The organism is Rhizobium sp. USDA 4016 (genome assembly GCF_056279705.1).
Map to the genome: position 1 here is coordinate 291874 of NZ_JBWCCY010000003.1, position 17982 is coordinate 309855.

Consider the following 17982-nt stretch of genomic DNA (forward strand, 5'->3'; position numbering starts at 1 on the left):
TAAGGCAGGTAATGGGCATTTCCCATTACCTGCCGCAATCGGCATTGCCCAAAGTGCCAGGGCGCAGCGGCACGGACATGGCTTGCCGAGCGCGAGGCCGATCTGCTTCCGGTCGGTTATTTCCACGTCGTGTTCACGCTGCCGGCCGAGGTCGCCGACAGCCTTCCAGAACAAGGCGCTCGTCTATGACCTGCTGTTCAAGGCGGCGGCGGAGACGATGCTGACCATCGCCGCCGATCGCAAGCATCTTGGCGCGCGCATCGGCATCACCGCCGTGCTCCACACCTGGGGATCGGCGATGACGCACCATCCGCATGTCCACATGATCGTTCCGGGCGGCGGCATCACGCCAGATGGAAGCCGATGGATATCATCGCGCCCGGCCTTCCTGCTTCCGGTACGCGTACTCGGCAAACTGTTTCGACGATTGTTCCTCATCCGGCTGGCCGCTCTGCACGACGCCGGACGGCTCGGCTTCTTCGGCACACTTGCTCATCTCGCCGAGGGCAGGCATTCCTGCGGCAACTGTCGTCGGTCCGGAAGAAGCGCTGGGTGGTCTATACCAAGCCACCCTTCGCCGGATCGCAAGCTGTTCTTGCCTATCTGTCGCGCTACACCCACCGGGTCGCAATCTCGAACCGTCGCCTGATCGCCTTCGACGAGACTGGCGTCACCTTCCGCTACAAGGACTACCGTCGCGACGGCTGCGACCGGCAGCAGATCATGACGCTCGCGGTCGATGAGTTCATCCGCCGCTTCCTGCTCCATGTCTTGCCGCGCGGCTTCCACCGTATCCGGCACTACGGCCTGCTCGCCGGCTCTGCCCGCAAGACCAGCCTCGCGCTCGCGCGCGAACTCCTGCACGTCGCCGCACCGGTCGATGACGGCGCACCAGGCGAACCGGATGACTTCCGCCCGCCATGCCCCTGCTGCGGCGGACGGATGATCGTCATTGAGGTGTTTGAACGCTGGAAGCAGCCGCGCGGACCACCGGATGCGGCGGCGACAAACCGGGAGATGGCTTCATGACCCGGCATGGAATAAGCAAGACTTCAGCCGCAGGCGCCCCGCCTCCGGCAACCGACCCACGCGCGTTCATGCTGATTATCGCCGCCGACAGGGTTGCGACGGGCCAGGTGCCGGGCCGGCTAACCCGCGCGGACGCGCAACGAAGCGCCCTGTCCGCATCCATCGCTCCACCGTCTGGCTGCAGTCGCGCTACCGCACAGATCAGCCGTAGATCAAAATCTCCATAGCCTCCGCCTGTGGTCCGCGGGTTCCTTCCTCGGGGACTTTCGTACGCCAGCCGGCGCCCGAAACTCTTCACGCTTGCTGTCTGTCAGCTTTCGGGTCCGGAGGCGACGGAAGTAGACATGTACGCTACATTCTACATTCTACATTCTACATTCCAATCCGACAGGAACGTGCTGACCCGGATTGTCGCCACAGTGGCGGGCGAAAAAGGCGCCAAGACCAATGCCGGCTAGGAGGCCAAGCTGGGAAGTTAGAGCCCCTTGGTGCTGGGCTGGATGCAGTCGCGTCGGCCGCCAGCGGCGCGCAGACTCCTTGCTAGCTTCGTACGCTCGTGCGTTCGTGATATGCTCATTCAACTGAAATATAAAGATTTTATCGCGCAGTGCTGGCCGGCCACTTGTCTGCCTTGGTACGTTTCAATAAACACTAGTTGCCATGGCACGGATCAATCTCAAGAAATTCATAGCCGAGCATTATAAGGGCGGCGTCACGGCGCGGGACGTCATCCGCGAGGGCGTCACGAATTCGATCCACGCCGGTGCGAGGGCCATTTCAGTCGATCTGTGGTTCGAGAAGCAGTCGGGGTTGTTCGGCGACGAAGAGCGCAAGGTCCTCGACAAGATAACCATTTCCGACGACGGCGAAGGTTTTACGCAGGACAATCTCAATTATTTCGACGAGATCTGTACCGGCCATAAAGACGATATCGGCGGCAAGGGTGTCGGCCGCCTCGCGTTCCTCAAATATGCCAACCGTGTCGAGATCCGCAGTCAGCTTTCGACACATCTAGTCGAATTTCGTTATACACCTGACTTCAAGCCGGAAGATGTCAAGCGTACGGCCTCACCGGGGTCGCAGGAAACAACAATCACCATCTCCGACCTCAAGGAGAAGATCAACACGCAGGTCGCCAAGCTCGTCAACTCGATGTGCGACGACCTGCGGCTTCTGCTGTTTCTGAAGAAACAGGCCGGCCGGATCATATCGATCAAGTTCACCCATAATTCCAAGCAGCCATTCGCCGAGGATTTCGTATTTTCGGGCGAACACATCGAAGCCTTGAAGACGAGGACCTTCGAGGTCGACGGTGAGACCTTCGATTGTTATCTTTTTCGGGAGGATGCGCCACGAAAAGGCATCATCGCAATGCTGTGCGCGGACGAACTGTGCGTAGAGGAATATCAGATCAGCAAGCGGTTCGACATCTGCCGCTATCTGATCTCGATAACTTCGACCTATCTGAACCGAAGCTCCAATATCGAGCGCCAGAAGCTCGAAATTCCGAAGACTGATGCAGATGCCGATCTGGTGTCGCCGATTAGCCGCGAAAAGCTCATGCCGCGTATCCACGAAGAATGCCTGGCAATGATCAACGAAACGGCGGAAGGTGATATAGATGCGTTCAAAATCGCTAACATTGACAAATTGAAGAAATACTACCCGTTCATCACGATTAACTCCCTGAACGGGGATGCCGCCATGCTGGATGCTGATGAGGTCATCAAAACATACAGAGCGCAACAAGCAAGACGCGAAGACCAACTCGTCGAGGCTATGGAAGAAGGTCGAAAGGTCGATTTCGACGATATCTCCCACCTCGCCAGTGACGACTTGGCGCGGTTCATCATCCATCGGGCGCTAGTGATCGACTCACTCGCCAAAATGCCGCGGGAGTCGGCTGAACACGTCCTCCACAATGCTATCCTGCGCAAGAATAGCGACGGAAACGATATCCGCGAAAATAACGTTTGGATCGTGGACGATAAATTCCTGTCCTACAGCAGCATTTATAGCGATGAGACCCTGGCAAGGATCGTGCGCGAAGTTGGTGCGGAAACCGAATCGAAGCAGCACCGCAAGCCTGATGTCGCAGCGTTTTTTTCTAAGGACAATGAAGGGCGCCCAAACAAGCTCGTCATCATCGAATTCAAGAAGCCCGGTGCTGATATTTTTGATAATAACAAGGCGCTCCTCCAGTGCCGCTTGTATGCCAGCGAACTCGTTGACCGGATCGACACAGTGCGGGAGGTCTTTGCCTTTTCCGTCGTCGAGATTGACGACGAATTCTACAAGGACATGAAGAGAACTGGGTTCAAAGACGTATTCTCCTTGAGCGAGCGGGTTGTCTATGATGACTTCGTCATCGGATCGTCGGACAATATTCCGCTGCATCTCTATGTTATGCCAGCGTCGTCGTTGATTATCGACGCAAAGGCGCGAAATCGCGTCTTCGAGGAGGTGCTCCGGTTCAACATGGCGCATGACACGACGGCCGCAACCAGAGTAGCGTCTGACTGGGTGACGGACTCATCCTCAGGCGGCAGTGAAGTCTGTTGAATTCACGGCCTCAAGGCCGTCCGCGCTAGAGCGGCTGCTCGAGCTCGCCAGGCGCCATCCGACGTGCGGCGTGATGGTGGCGGACAGGTCGCCGGCGACCTTCCACCCGAAAATCTATTCGGCGCGTCGGGGCGTCCGCTGGCGCAGCGTCATCGGCTCCGCGAACCTTACGCGCGGCGCGCGGCGGTCGAACGAAGAGCTGTCCCTGCGCGTCGACCATGGGGCAGGCGATGCGCTCACCCGGCAGCTAGCCGAGACGTTCGAGCGATACCGGTACTGGAAGCGGTTTCAGAAGCTCGATCCGCTGCTCCTCCAGCAGTACAGGTCGGCCCACGAGATAGATCGGCGCGAACGCATGAAGTACGAGAAGGCTCGTGACCGGGCGCTTCCTGAGGGCTTCGACCTTCGCGTCATAGCGGACTGGCACACCCGCTATCTTGCAGACCCAGGGACGGCGCAGGCGTTCCGACGGCAAAGCCGCGCCAAAGCTCTCAGGCTGCAGAGATCGATCGCCGCGCTCGCGGATGATCCGATTGACGGTGCCGCGAGAGACGCTCTCCGGCAGGGCCTCGGCGACCTGATGGGCAGCTCTGGCGGGCAGCACCTCTGGGGGTCGGGCAACATCCCCCGCCAAGGCAGCAAGGCTCTGGAGCACCCGAAGAGGATGATTGGACTGTTCGCACTCGCACAAGGCGCCAGCCGGCTTCCGCCACGCGAGGGCTATGCCGCGATGAGGAAGGAGGCCGAGACCATTCCGGGCGTAGGTATCAACATGGCAACTGAGATGCTGTGCACCTTCGCGCCCGCCCGATATGCGGTCTACAACGGCAACACCGTCGGCGCACTGTCGACCCTTGGCATAGCAGCAGCTCCCTACGCGAACTTCCACGCGATCGGACCTGACCGCTATGAGCGGCTGTGTGAGGCGGTTAAGGCGCTCGGCGCGCGCATCGGCGCCGCCGACCTGTCCGAGGCGGACGCGTTCCTGAATTGGATCTACTGGAAGGTTAAGGCGGAAAAGGCCTAGGCGGCCGGCGGCCGGCCTGCAGAACCGGCCCGATCGGCGAGTAGGCCTATCAATCGCTGATACTCCTCTTCGCCGATGAGCGGGCGCAACACGCGGACCGGAGTCTCCTCGCGGATGCTCCCCAGCGTTTCGTCGAACGCAGTGTCCGACTCCTTACCGTCCAAGACGTCAAAGGCCTGCAACACCTCGGCTTCCAGCGCATCGATCCGCGCCAACAGCGACGTCGAGGACTGCTCGATCCACCGAAACCAGGCACGGACATTGTCGTGCCGAAGCACCGGCATACCATGCCGATCCGGGACAGCTTCCGGGTTGCCCTTATCGACGTGGGTCTCGATCGGACCAGGCTGGTCGTACGACCGCGGCCCTCCCATCATCGCGGAGCGTCAGCATGCGACCTTCCTCGAGAAGGTCGTAGAGCTCCCCGAGACGACTGGTATGCTCAAACCGCATGAGATTCATCAAGGTCTTCGGCGTCTCCCACTGATCGAGATAGGCGCCATCCGTCAACTTGAGCTTCGCATCCAGGGGCGCCAGCCGCTCCTTCTGTCGCAGGAACCACTCGTTTCCGTATGCCAGCTGAAGCGACTCCCATGTCCTCAATTCGATGTTCGTGTGAGCCACCGCCTCCTCGGCGCCGGACTGAAAGCCCGTCGATCCGACGATGATGCCGGTATTCGCGCCGAAATCCGCCATGACAGTCCGAAAGCTGTGCACCGTATCCTGCGGCAGGTTGGATCCCCAATGCTTGCACTCGATGAGGATCACGTGGGGTATGCTGGTCCGCGGGTCGCGGACCTCCTTCGAGCCGCGGACGTGCTGCACGACATGTGGCGAGCGGACCTCGTAACCCATCTCGCGAAACAGATCGGCGACTTTGTCCTGCAGGTCCTTCCAATCTCGAATGTTCTCGATCGGGATCAGCATCGGGCGTGTCCAACTTGCATGACCTACGCTAGCATTTGCATGGCAGCCGCCCAACCGCCCTCTTACCCGCCGTCGCGTCGGCCGCCACCGTCATCTTCTGGTCAACGGGTCTTGCGTCTGGTCCCTTCGCTGGTTGGCGACGCCAGCTACGCGAGCTCTTCTTGCGCCGCCGGCGCGCCGTCCCGAGCTCGCCTCAAAGCAGACGCGGTCTTAGTCGTGCTTGAGTTAACAGACTGGAGCGGCGACTGTCGAGCGTCCGCTCCTGCTTAAGCTGTCCTTGGACAAAACGGCGGCAAAGTTTCAATCTCAGCCGTTCAGGCACGCCTGCTGGCCGGCATGAACGTACGACCGCTTTCGGACAAAGCAAGCTTGCCCCTGAACGGCTTAGGTGGAGGCGCCATACCGGCAGGCGGCCTTCTGATCATGCGCGATTCCTGCACGCCCAGAATCCCGGCGGCGGACCTAATGCCATCAGGGAACCCTATTTCCTACCTTCGAAGCCGGTTTCTCGGCTGGCGCATCACCTGTCCGCTTTGTGATAGCGTCCTTCAGAGCATTAGCGGGCGTGACCGCCCTCTCCCTTCAGTCGCTACCACAATGCTGCGCTGATAGGAGAGCGGCTACTCGACGACGAGGAGCGGGCCGCGCGATAACTGCGTGTCTTGCTTCGCGCAACCGACTGGGCAAGTCGTCCGAGAAATTACCGAAACGCTTGCCGAGATGGAGATCGCTTGAATGGATAAATCGGAGCATGATTACACGAATGACTGAGTGGTTGAAATATGCTGGAGTGCCCTCGCAATCGCTTCGTCCAGCCGTGAACGCGAAACAGCGGCGAGGCGCTCGACGCCAAGAAGACGAGCCAGATCTCGCGCCGGATCTGGCTGGTCCAATAAGCCGGGATTGTCGAGCACCACGAAGGCGAGTTCTGCGAGCGGGATATCGGCGATCGACCTGCGTGCATCCTCGCTGGCTGGCTGCCGATACGGAATGATTTCCGAAACGGTTCCCACTTTCCAGACGAACTCGCCGCTCGATTCCTCGGTCGTGTCGAGACCACGTAAATGAAGGTCGATCCTCTCTCGGATTCGTCCGCCGGTGCGCAGCCAGCCGTGGGTGCGAGATAGCCGTTGAGCAAGGATGTCTGTGCGCAGCGGGCTTTCGGTTTCGATGACCATTTCGATCATACCTCGAAGGGTATCGCGATAGCCGAATTCGAAGAACTGATCGGGATCGGCTTGAAAGCCGGACAGATCGGTGACACGGTATCGCCGCTCATCCGAGGCTTCGTCGCCAACCGAAGCGGCAGGCGGTTGCGTTTTCGCCGCCTCGGAAACGCTGGACATCGCCCGCGTCTCCACAGAGACGAGTTCGGTCTCAACGGTCTGTGGAGGCGGCATAACCTGCTCGGCAGAAGCGGCGGCTTCGTCGTCGCGAATTTCGTCGATCCCCTCCACCTCGTGTCCCATGTCCCAATGGGTCGCAGTTTCCACCATTTCCGCGGCTCGGCGCGCCCTGCTTTCCTCCAACAGGCTTTCGAGGTTGCCGTGAAGCCGTTCGGCGCAGCCTCCTGCATCAAACCACCAATCAGTCGACCAGACGCGAACGATGTTCCAGCCAAGGCCCCTCAATACCTGCTCGCGGATCTTGTCTCGGTCTCGTGCTGTGGCCGATCCGTGATAGGTGGCGCCATCGCATTCCACGCCCGCCAGATAGGTACCAGCCAGATCGGGGTGGCGGATACCGAAGTCGATCCGGAAGCCGGAAATCCCGACCTGCGGCACGACTCTCCAGCCGCGGCGCTCCAGTTGCACAGCGACGGCCTCCTCGAAGGGGGAATCGAAACCGCCGACAGACCCGATATCTTGGGCCGGCAGGGCGATCGCACCACGCTCGGCATAGTCGAGGAACGTCTTCAGATGTTGTACGGCGAGTGCCTTGGTTCGGGTCGGGTCGATCTGGTCAGCCGTGAAACCTGAGAAGACGATGAGCTCCTGCCGCGCACGCGTCACAGCGACGTTGAGGCGCCGCTCGCCGCCGTCGCGGTTGAGCGCGCCGAAATCCATCGTCAGTTTGCCGGCGGCGTCCTTCCAAAATGTGATCGAAAAAAGGATGACATCCCGTTCGTCGCCCTGCACGTTCTCCAGGTTCTTGACGATCGCCGGCTCGACGCGTTCCTCGGCAAAGAACCACTCGAGCTCGGGATCGTCTCGGCGCGCGGCATCGAGAAGATCCAAGATCAGCGACTGCTGCTGCGCGTTGAAGGTGATCACCGCGAGCGTCGGGCGAACCTTTTCAGGCAGTTTCAACCACGCCTTCATTCGGGAAACGGCTTCTTTCGCGACAGCCTCCGCCTCGATTCGATTCGTCCGGCTCTTGCCGCGATCGTAAACACCATTGGGTACCTTGCGCAGATGCACTGCGCGATCTTCGACGGCCGGCGACGGAAACGTCACCAGACGGTTCTGGTAGTAGTGGTGGTTGGAGAAGGCGATCAGGGATTCGCTTCGGCTGCGGTAATGCCATCGTAGATCGCGGATTGGTATGCCGGCCGCTTTTGCCTCATCGAGAATGCTCTCCAGATCCTTCTCGTGATCGGCGATTTCCTCCTCTTCCTCGTTGCGTCCGAAGAAGTTGGTCGGCGGCAACTGCTTCGGGTCGCCGACGATGATGGTCTGGCGCGCTCGCGCGATGGCGCCAACGGCGTCCCAGGTTGTGATCTGCGACGCCTCGTCGAAGATCACAACATCGAACAGCGCCTGGTCGGACGGGAGATACTGAGCGATGGAGAGCGGCGACATGAGCATGCAGGGCGCGAGCTTAGAAAAACTCTGCGGCATCTTGCCGATCATGTCTCGTATCGACTGGCTCGGCCGTTGCAACTCCATTTGGTAGCGCAGCAGCCCGAGTTCCGAATTGCGTGGAACGCTCTGCACGGGCGGCAAGCCGTGGGCGATTACACTGATGACACGCTGGGTAGCGTGCGATCGTACGAGATCGTCGATCTCACGGAATTCACCTATGGCGTTTTCATGCTGGAAACGCCGAAAATTCCGCAGAACAGGGTCGGCGTCGAGAACCTTAGGGAGCCACCACCGGGCATAACCGAGGCGAAACGCAGCTCGCGCTTCATCGGGTCGGATCGTCTCCTTCTCAATCTGTTCGACCAGGGAGGACAGGTTAGACGCCATTGCCCGGTTTCTGATCCGGCCCCAAGCCGACCAATCGCGAAGAAGATGCCGCGCCTTCACGAGAGCATCGAGTTTCTCTCTTAGCGTCGCGAGGTCGGGTCCGTCCCTCCCGACTAGATTGTCTCGCCCAGCAGACTCGCTGAAGCGCTGATGCGCAGTCTGCAAGCCTCCGACTGCTGCGAGAAGTCTATCTCCCGCCTGCCGGACCCTGTCGTTTTCAACCGTCCCGCGCAGACACGGAGCAACCGTACGGAGCACTGATCGTATCTCCTCCTGATCCCGCCCCGGAATGGGCATGGTGGCGCGAAACTCCCGTGCGAGTTCGAGAATTTCAGCGATGGCTCCGACATCGGTCGCCAGCCCCTCTATCGGCAGAGGTTTTCCGGCCAAGGGGCTCTGTTCGACCGCCGACAGACAATCCTTCATGCGGCGCAGCAGTGGCAAATCCCGTTCAGGTTCTGCCGTGCCTTGACTGACATAGCTTTGAAGCAGCTTCTGGATTTTGCGTTTGCCGAGCATCGCGTTGGGCCAGAACGAAGCGTTGGCTTCCCGCCATTGGCGGTCAAGCACGTCCGGGTCGATGTCGCGGATAGCGGAAACACCATAGGATGCTGCAAGCCCCTGCTCCGTCTCGCGATAAGCCTTGATGGAGCGCCCAAGGTTTTCCAACGCTTCGGCGCATCGCGGGAAATCCCGATCGTATGCGATCGTAATATTGCGACCTCGGCATTTCTGCAGCACTCCCGCAAGTGCTGCCAGTGCTTGGAGTTCGGTTTGTGACGACCGTTCCTGCGGCTTGAGGCCGAGGCTCGCGAGATATTCATCGACTGCGGTGGTCAACAAATCGATCGCATTCTGCAATGATTGTGCCGCCGCCAGTAACCGGTCCTGCCAGGCGGAACTCCACTCGCCAGCACTGATGAGCTCCAGTGCCGGCTGCCGCTCGACCGATGCGAAGACGAGGCCAAGTTCGACGGCAAGGTCTTCAAGCTCGCGAAGCGTCTGGGGGTCATGAGCGTCCCGTTCCAGCCATGACAAGGCTGGTGCTGGAGCCTCGGCAGCCTTGAGAGCGATTCCCAGCGCCAGATAGGGCGTCCATCCGTTCGGGTAACGCTTGTGCAAAGCCTCGACATAGGAATTGAGCTCGTCGCGGCGCAATCGAAGGCGCTCGTTGATCGCGATCCATTCGGACGCATCGGTTCGGCCATCATGCTCCCAAGCTGCCTTGAGCTGTCCAAGGAAATGCCGGCGATCAGCCTTGTTCGAGTGCAATTCGATGCAGTGATCCCCGAGGCCATGTGCGCGCAGCCGGCGATAGACGACATCGAGCGCTGCCGTCTTTTCAGCGACGAACAGAACCGTCTTTCCCACCGCAAGGCAGTTGGCGATCATGTTGGCGATGGTCTGGCTCTTGCCCGTACCGGGCGGACCGACGATGACGAAATCCCGCCCTTCGGCAGCCGCGAGGCTGGCCGCTGTCTGCGATGAATCCGAAGGAAGAAGGCAGATGATGTCCGCTGGCGCGTAAGCATGATCGAGCTCACGCTCGTCGCGGAACGTCGATTGTCCGCCGCCTTCCTGGAAGGCTTCCTCCGGCGTGTCGATCAGATGGCGGACCACCCTGTTCTCGCGAAGCGCCTCGGTGCGTTCGACTAGATCCTTCCACATGAGGAATTTCGCAAATGAGAAGGTCGACAATGCTGTCTCGTCCACAACTTCCATGCCGGGAACGTCCCGGATCGCCTGCCGCATCATGGCGAGAAGACGTGGCACATCCACCCCATTGTCGTCGAGCGGCAAATCGCCACCGAACTGGGGAAGCGTCAGGTCGAAATCTCGCTCTAAGAATTGAAGAAGCGTAGCGTTGAAGCGCGGCTCGTCCTCATGGAAGCGGATCGTGAAGCGTGAACTGGCGCTGCGGCGCTCAAGCCTGACCGGAACAAGAAGAAGCGGCGCTCGATAGCTACGCTCCTCTTCCGGCTTCTTCCTCCAACGAAGGAAGCCTACGGCGAGAAAAAGGGTGTTCGCTCCGCCCTCGGCAAAATCATTACGAACCTGCCGGTACAGGTCGATCAACCGAGCCTCGAGCTGGCGGGCATCGAGTGGCGAGGGCAGCTCGTCCCGAAGCAAAGCTTCGGCCGCGAAGCCGCGCTGGAGATCACGGCCGTGTACATCACGATAGAGCGCCGCGTCCCGTTCGCCGAGCGGATTTTGTTCGGGCAACGATATGATCCGAATTGCGGCGCCATTCGCGAGCCGGTCTTCGAGATAGGCCACATCAGTACAAAGAAACGGTATCGTCTTCTTCGAATCCGGAAAGTTGAGGAGTCGGTTGCGAAGAGTCAGGTCGAGCAGCTTTTTCTGCCATCTATCGATGCGGCCGGCGGCACTGGTCGGCTTCACCTCAATGATTTCAGCCGGCAGTTCTCCAAAATTGGGGGCTGAGGGAAGCGGCAGGTCCGCGACGGGAGCTTGTTCGTCATCGAGGACATTGCGCCGGATCGGTTCATGCGAGGCGAGCGGCATAATCCCGCTGCTTCGCGAGCGTCTGACATCGATTGCCGCGACGAAAACGTGGGCTTCTTCCGCTCCCAGACGGCCGTCTAGGGCGCGCTGCGCGCTTTCCAATGTCATGGCAGGGCGATGCGTCACGCCGGTCGTTTCAAAGACAATGAACTCGCGCGATGCCAGGGCCTTACGGACTTCCATCTGATCCGTCTCAATCGCACGGGCGAAAGTCCTCTTCGCCAGCCACACGCCAGCTGCCGCATGCCCCTCGAACATCAAGATGACCGGGTGCAATCCGGCGGCTTCCAGCGCCGCGGCAAAAAGAAGTGTGGTATCGAGGCAGGTTGCCAGCCGTTCTTCGGTGATCGTGCTCGGACGCCGGACTTTCTGGCCACGGCTCTCAAAGCTTGCAGGCGGCTCAGCGTAGTGCAACCCGATCCCGGTAATTGCCGAATAGACAGCTGCAGCCAACATATAGGCTCGCTGCGGATTCTGCGACTGGTAGCCATCCAATCCGCTTGGATGGCCATGCGCAGCAAGTCGTTCTGCTGTCATTCGCAGGATTTGGGCTACACCCGGATCATTCGGCATCACGAAGGCTGGCAGCAGTTGCGCCATATCAGCGACGCCGCCCCATTCATCCCGCGCAAGTAGTCGAACGGGAAGGCGTCGTTCGTCTAGGATCTCTCCTCCCGAAGACAGGCGCAGCGTGATCTCGCCGCGTTCCGCCTCATTTAGGCCCGCGAGATAGCCGGCATCGAACTCGACTTTCCGGTCGGCCAAAGGAAGCCGATCACCCGGCATCAGACGATCAACTGTCCATGATTTCGGCCTCAGGAACGGAGGCGAAGATATCAAATCGATGCGGCAGTTTTCAATGTTTCTGTCGGTATTGCTCTCAATCAGGATTGATCGAATAACCGGAATGGCGTTTTGGTAGGACGCATAGGTGAAACTTGCTGCAACGTCGGCGACCATTGAAGGGGCCAGGGATTTACTGCAAATATCGGACCCTTGTTGATCGGCGTTACTACTCTCGGAAACCTGCATTGACGTATCCCCCTCTGCGAGAGACTAGCGGGATTTCTCAACTTTAAGAAGGCCTGTGTAAGCATTGGGTAAATTTTTTTACAACGGTGTTCGCGCCAGTCAATATCCCGGCCGAACTCATCGCGTTTACTAATGGCGCCTTGAGAAAAAGCCACAATGCTCAAGCATATCTGAAGTAACATCTGGACAAACAAGTCGATGGCAGCTTGCGGCGGACCACTTCTGGGCCTCGCGGCAGCGACGCCCTTGTTCTTTAGGACTGTGCACGATTGCGACATTCGCTTTGATCATCCGACTGAGCAGTCACGATCGCGAATGCGCATGTTAGGAGCTTCGATCAGGATCAGATTACGACGTCATTGATATCGCTTATCCAACGGGTTTGCCGGGTCGATTCTAGCGTCCCCTGCGCATCGAACGGGCGGACCGAGGAAAAATCGAGGCCCGTTTCTTCTTCAATGGCGGCGACGGTCGTCTGGATCCGACGCTTGCGCATTTGATCGACGGTGTAGGGCTTCAGTCCCGAAAACACCTTCGCCTCATACAGCGCCTGCACATACTGGGTCTGCCCAACAATGAACGCTGCGGCTGCGACCTTGGACGGGGACTTCTGAAGCACGGCGATCTTCCAGAAAGACAGCGGAATTTTCCAGGGACCACCCTTTCGGCCTTTGCCATAAAGGGGATCATTTTCCCGATATATCGGGCCCGTAAAGATGGTCAATCGCTTGTCAGTGCCTTGAGCTTTGTCGAGCAGGTAGTCTTCGAGATTGCCCCAGTCGATATCATTGTAGGTTTGGACCTGTGGAGCAGCATTGGTGTAGTGAAACGTATCCTCTGCGCCTATTTGTGACTCGACCAGCGCCTGGTCCTTATTGGCTACGCTGCTCCAGCAGGGGTCGAGCAGCCGAACCTGGTGCCCGCGACTGAATTGCACCGGGTCTCTTCCCTTGCTCTTTTCGTAGAATTCTCCATCCGGCTGGTATTCGGCGGCGATCCGCGCATCGCGTCGCCACGTGTCCTTGCGCGGGCCGGGATGAACCAGCTTGTTGCCGTCGATATTGACGGCGGTCAGCAGTGGAAACTTCCTGTCCGCCCGGATCACGGATGTGAAATGATGGTACGCCAGCTCGTGCCCGGACCCATCCAGCAATGGCGCAATCTGGTTTTGGGCCAGCCATGGTGCGTAAATGTCGGGGAGGTCGATCCGCGCGCTGAGGAAGAGCGGATCGTATCCGGTGACGCCGGCCCAACGCTTGAGCGCCAGCGGCTTTCGGTCCGCTTCAAGCAGGGCTTCTCCCTGGATGCCACCTTGAGACAGCGACGGGAGCCCAAGCGAGGTGTCGAGCCGATCCAACACAAGGCCCGCCTGGGGCTGTTCGAAGCGCTGTCGTTCGAGCAAGGCAAAGATCGCACTGATGCGAACGCCTTCATTGGCGATCCACACGGGTTTGCCCTCGGGCCTTCCGGGCTTCTTCGGCTCAGGGACTGCCTTGTGATGCAGGGCTAGCACCTGCCATTGGTCGTTGAGTACCGGAGCGCCGGAGGAGCCCGGCTCCGTATCTGTGGAGTAGTGGATGAAATGATCAAGATTGACGTCGGGCGCCGCATGCGGATCGAGAACAATGATCTGGCTTGCTCGAATAGCAATCTGCTTCGGCTCGCTGTTTGGATGCTGGATGATGGTCACCCACTCGCCATCGATCGCCTTGCCGGAAAGCGGGATCAGCGGCAGGCGGCCATAGCGATCGAGCGGCACTCCCTCATCCGACAAAGGTGTGACGGCGACGAAGGTGACGTCGAGTTCAGCGTTGGTGTAAAAAATCTCGTGCGGACGCAGATTGAACCTGACGCCCTCATGCAGTACGCCATCGATATCGTGCTCGTAACCGAATTCGGCTTCGCACTGGCTGGCTTCGTCGGCGTTGCCGAGTACATGGTGGTTGGTCAGCAAAAGGCGTGGTCCAACCAGAAACCCCGTTCCATACCAGGCGCCGCCATCGCTCGGCACCTTGATCCGGCACACTGCCGCAGCCGCCCGCCGTCCACGGTCGAGGAAATTGATCGACATCAGGTCGCTTTGGCCGATGATACGCTCGAACCCGTTTGGATCGCTGCGCGGCGGTTCAAGGAAACTCTTGCGGGCGGAAAAACGAGCATCGGCTTCTGCGCGCGCCCGCCTTAGGTCTCGCTCTTCGGCCGAGACATAGTTGGATTCGGCGAGCGCAACTTTCTCCACTTCCACGGAAAGCGCTGCCGATTGAGTGGCGATAATATCCTTCTGGCCATCTGACGCTTCCGGATCTTTCTCCATGCTGATCTCCGATGTTTGAAGACGCGGTGTTGATACGGCTCTTCGCGTTCGTCTACTTCAGCGGCGAAGAGAGACGACGGTGCGCGCCGGCGTCGCGCAAGCAATTGACCGTGTTCACGTTAAGCGCGAATACGTCTTTGTAATAGCGTCTCGATCTGTACGACGTCAATCTACTTCGCTTAAGTTGACAGATTTATGAAAAGACGGCCTCCCCAAGCAACTCCGACGGTTTTTGCTTGTGGATCTACAAATAAAATGAAACAGATATTGCACGCCTGACGCGAGAGTGACCATCAGGCCTCGCGGGGGATCGGCGGAACATGCAGCAGTGGGGAGTTTGCACGCTTCGCGAGCTGGGGGGACAGACATGACACAATCGCTTGTTACGAGTGCGGTCCCGTTCGATGTCGAAAGGGTTGATCTCGTCGATGCAAAACTCAAGGAATTTCACCCTCAGCTGTTCGGAAGGGAGGGGCTAATCCGCATTGCACTGCGAGACCAGGGCGTTCATTTCATGTCGATCACTGTGGTTCGCGGCAATGTGGGAGAGCCGACGCACCTCGTTTTCGAAATGTCGGTCGACGGAGAGCCGCAACATGCGTTCGACACAGTCGGCACCAAGCTGGCATCATTCGTCAGCGACATCCTGTCGGTGGCCGCAATTCAATCGACAGGTTCGCTCAGCCGGCTTCTCGCATCTCACCATGTTCGCACCGGCCAGGGCCTGTTCGATATCCCAGGGCTCGACTTCTGCGGCGCGCCAGGCATGACAGTGGCCCGGATCAAGCGCGAGTATCTGCTCGCCCGCGAGCTCCGTTCTTATTTCGACACTCACCCGGCCGCCGGCGCACCGCTAGCCACCGTTGCGCGCGTGCGGGATTTCGTCAAAGCCAATGCCGACCTGGCATCATTACTGGATCCCGAGCCATTTCCCCGCCTTTCCGCCGAAGAGCCGCCCCGGCTTGATTTCGGCTTCATACTGTCTCTCGCTTTCCGGGGGCTGCTGAAATTTTTCTGGCGCCGGTTCTCTTTTTGCTTGGCCTTGTCGTTGTCACCGCAACGATCGCGGCTGGACTTTCGCAAGGGTTTGCGGTCGGAGTGATCGCCTTCTTCCTCTCGACCATCATCGCCGCCGTGGCCGTCGCGGCGGTCGTTGTCAGTGTCTACCTTGGCCTGCGCCGGCTCGAGGCCGCCAACACGCCGGTCGACACGTTGGTCAATCCGGATGTGATAGCTTCGTTGACCGAGGCCGAAAATCTCAAAGACACACAGCAAAACCACCTTGCCGGCATCTCGATCATGCAGGCTGGCCCATTGCGCGGGCTGACGCTCAGAATAGCCTTCTGGGTTATCGGCCAGACGGCAACAAAGCGCTTCCGCCCCGGGTTCCTCGGCGATATCAGCACGATCCACTATGCCCGCTGGCTACGTTTGCCGAAAACCAACAAGCTTCTGTTTTTCTCGAATTACGGCGGCAGTTGGGAAAGCTATCTCGAGGATTTCATCACGAGGGCGTCCAACGGCCTGACCGCGGTCTGGAGCAATACAGTCGGTTTCCCTCGTACTGAAAACCTGTTCTTCAAGGGGGCAACTGATGGCGACCGGCTTAAACGCTGGGCGCGCAGGCAACAGCAGCCGACATGGTTCTGGTACAGCGCCTATCCACATCTGACGACGGCGCGCATCCGCACCAATGCCGCGATCCGCCAGGGCCTTGGCACGGTGTCGACGGAAGATGAAGCGGCGGCGTGGCTGGGGCTGTTCGGCTCGAAGGTAAGGCCTGCGACGCTGATCGAAACCTTCGAGGTCCAGACGCTGCTATACGGCGGCTTGAGCAAACACCCTTATGCGACTTGTCTCGCAATCAGGTTATCCGACGACACCAAACAGGCATGCGCCTGGCTGAAATCGATCGAGGACCGGATCACCTTCGGAGATCAACCCCCGGCGGACAAGGTCTTGATTTTTGCGCTGACGGCAGAGGGCTTAAGACGGTTAGGCTTGCCCTCAGGTATCAGGGACGCCTTTCCGACCGCATTTCGATTGGGCATGGGCTCGCCCGGCCGGGCCAACTTGCTTGCCGATACCGGCGATGATCACGCCAAGACCTGGCTGTGGGGAGGGCCGGAAAACGCGATCGACGCGACGCTGCTCCTTTATGCAGATTCGGAAACCACTCTTACCTTATATGCCGAGGAGCTGATCGTAGGCATCGATGCCGCCGGAGGAAAGGTGCTGCATCAGGTGACGCCGGCGCCATTGCCGCGGCCAAAGCCGGGTGAAACGGCAGCGAAAATGGTTAGGGAGCCCTTTGGCTTCGCCGACGGCATCTCGCAACCGATCATAAAGGGTACGCGGCGCTGGATGCGCCAGTCAGACGCCATTCATGCGGTCGAGCCAGGGGAATTCCTGCTCGGCTATCCCGACACGCGCGGCTTCTTCCCGCCATCGCCCCAGGTGCCCGCCGCGATGGACCCCGACAATCTTCTGCCGCTCGCCGATCCGAAGCATTCCCGCGGCGCTTTTCAGCCCGATTTCGGGACGAGTGGCGCTGCAGCCGACCGTGACCTCGGGCGAAACGGCACTTTCTTGGTAATCCGTCAGCTTGCGCAATATGTCGATGTCTTCAACGATTACGTGAACGATGCGGCTAAACGCTACGTCGGCCATCCGGCGATCCCAGATCAGCTCGAACCAGAGCTTTTGCCGGAATGGATCGGCGCCAAGATGGTCGGTCGTTGGAAGGATGGTTCCTCGCTGGTGCGGTACCCGCATGGTCCAGCAACGAGAAAGCATGATGGCGGAGAGTTTCGGCCCGATAACGATTTCCTGCCTGGTGCGGAGGATCCGCTCGGTGAGCGCTGTCCCTTCGGCGCTCACATTCGCCGATCCAATCCTCGCGACAGTCTGGCACCTGCCTCAAAGGATGAGCTTTCAATCGTCAATCGCCACCGCATCCTGCGCGTTGGGCGAGGCTTTGACGCAGTTGGCGGTAGCGATCCCGAGGAACAGAAGCCCGGTCTCCTTTTCATGTGCCTCAATGCCGACATAGAGCGTCAGTTCGAGTTCGTTCAGCAGACCTGGGCCACAGCCTGGCAGTTTCACGGATTGGAAAACGAAGTCGATCCCATCACCGGACGTGGCGGCGGCATGGGGCGGCTGACGATACCGTCGGCGCGTGGTCCGCTGAACCTGACCGGAATCAAGGATTTCGTTCGGATGCGCGGTGGGGCTTACCTGTTCATGCCGAGCAGGAGTGCCGTCCGGTTCCTCGCCCGTATTCAGCAAGCAACCAATGCCGAAATGCCGCCCGTGCGTGAAGACAAGCTCAACCCGGATCGGACCTTGCTGAGCACGAACGACTGAGGGGCAAG

The 17982-nt window shown here is 59.4% G+C and carries 9 protein-coding genes and 2 pseudogenes; 6 read left to right on the forward strand and 5 right to left on the reverse strand.

Annotation, left to right across the window (positions count from 1 at the left end):
* Window positions 1–24 precede the first annotated feature (24 nt).
* From ACZ9DP_RS14530 to ACZ9DP_RS14545, 4 genes and pseudogenes are all read left to right on the forward strand, one after another.
* Window positions 25–189 (forward strand): transposase zinc-binding domain-containing protein, encoded by a 165-nt coding sequence (locus ACZ9DP_RS14530; protein ID WP_476202775.1) that lies wholly within the window; start codon window positions 25–27, stop codon window positions 187–189.
* 133 nt (window positions 190–322) lie between these two features.
* Window positions 323–1029: pseudogene (locus ACZ9DP_RS14535) on the forward strand (IS91 family transposase).
* A 660-nt stretch (window positions 1030–1689) separates the two neighbouring features.
* Entirely contained in the window at window positions 1690–3591 is a 1902-nt protein-coding gene (locus ACZ9DP_RS14540) for an ATP-binding protein (protein WP_476202610.1), read from the forward strand.
* Complete coding sequence (locus ACZ9DP_RS14545) at window positions 3578–4618, forward strand: hypothetical protein (RefSeq protein ID WP_476202611.1); 1041 nt, start codon at window positions 3578–3580, stop codon at window positions 4616–4618. Before ACZ9DP_RS14540 ends, ACZ9DP_RS14545 begins: the two co-directional genes overlap by 14 nt.
* Here the strand turns inward: ACZ9DP_RS14545 and ACZ9DP_RS14550 are convergent.
* The 5 genes and pseudogenes from ACZ9DP_RS14550 to ACZ9DP_RS14570 form a co-directional block, all read right to left on the reverse strand.
* Window positions 4615–4902 (reverse strand): hypothetical protein, encoded by a 288-nt coding sequence (locus ACZ9DP_RS14550; protein ID WP_476202612.1) that lies wholly within the window; start codon window positions 4900–4902, stop codon window positions 4615–4617. The genes ACZ9DP_RS14545 and ACZ9DP_RS14550 overlap by 4 nt on opposite strands.
* Window positions 4903–4936: 34 nt before the next feature.
* Window positions 4937–5545 (reverse strand): restriction endonuclease, encoded by a 609-nt coding sequence (locus ACZ9DP_RS14555; protein WP_476202614.1) that lies wholly within the window; start codon window positions 5543–5545, stop codon window positions 4937–4939.
* A gap of 624 nt (window positions 5546–6169) precedes the next feature.
* Window positions 6170–6298 (reverse strand): annotated as a pseudogene (locus ACZ9DP_RS14560) (metallophosphoesterase family protein); the annotation flags it as partial.
* Between the two features lie 2 nt (window positions 6299–6300).
* Entirely contained in the window at window positions 6301–12294 is a 5994-nt protein-coding gene (locus ACZ9DP_RS14565) for a DUF3320 domain-containing protein (RefSeq protein ID WP_476202615.1), read from the reverse strand.
* 343 nt (window positions 12295–12637) lie between these two features.
* On the reverse strand, window positions 12638–14608 hold the full coding sequence (locus ACZ9DP_RS14570; RefSeq protein WP_476202617.1) for a DNA/RNA non-specific endonuclease: 1971 nt from the start codon (window positions 14606–14608) through the stop codon (window positions 12638–12640).
* Window positions 14609–15179: 571 nt separating this feature from the next.
* Here ACZ9DP_RS14570 and ACZ9DP_RS14575 point away from each other — a divergent pair.
* Both ACZ9DP_RS14575 and ACZ9DP_RS14580 read left to right on the forward strand, forming a co-directional pair.
* Window positions 15180–15710, forward strand: coding sequence for a hypothetical protein (locus tag ACZ9DP_RS14575; RefSeq protein WP_476202618.1), 531 nt, complete (start codon window positions 15180–15182; stop codon window positions 15708–15710).
* Complete coding sequence (locus ACZ9DP_RS14580) at window positions 15641–17974, forward strand: Dyp-type peroxidase (RefSeq protein WP_476202620.1); 2334 nt, start codon at window positions 15641–15643, stop codon at window positions 17972–17974. Before ACZ9DP_RS14575 ends, ACZ9DP_RS14580 begins: the two co-directional genes overlap by 70 nt.
* Window positions 17975–17982 lie beyond the last annotated feature (8 nt).

Bases quoted from the DNA above. Each gene is read 5' to 3' on its own strand.
- ACZ9DP_RS14540 (WP_476202610.1), top strand. From the start codon at position 1,690: ATGGCACGGATCAATCTCAAGAAATTCATAGCCGAGCATTATAAGGGC.
- ACZ9DP_RS14550 (WP_476202612.1), bottom strand. From the start codon at position 4,902: ATGCCGGTGCTTCGGCACGACAATGTCCGTGCCTGGTTTCGGTGGATC.
- ACZ9DP_RS14555 (WP_476202614.1), bottom strand. From the start codon at position 5,545: ATGCTGATCCCGATCGAGAACATTCGAGATTGGAAGGACCTGCAGGAC.
- ACZ9DP_RS14565 (WP_476202615.1), bottom strand. From the start codon at position 12,294: ATGCAGGTTTCCGAGAGTAGTAACGCCGATCAACAAGGGTCCGATATT.
- ACZ9DP_RS14570 (WP_476202617.1), bottom strand. From the start codon at position 14,608: ATGGAGAAAGATCCGGAAGCGTCAGATGGCCAGAAGGATATTATCGCC.
- ACZ9DP_RS14575 (WP_476202618.1), top strand. From the start codon at position 15,180: ATGTCGGTCGACGGAGAGCCGCAACATGCGTTCGACACAGTCGGCACC.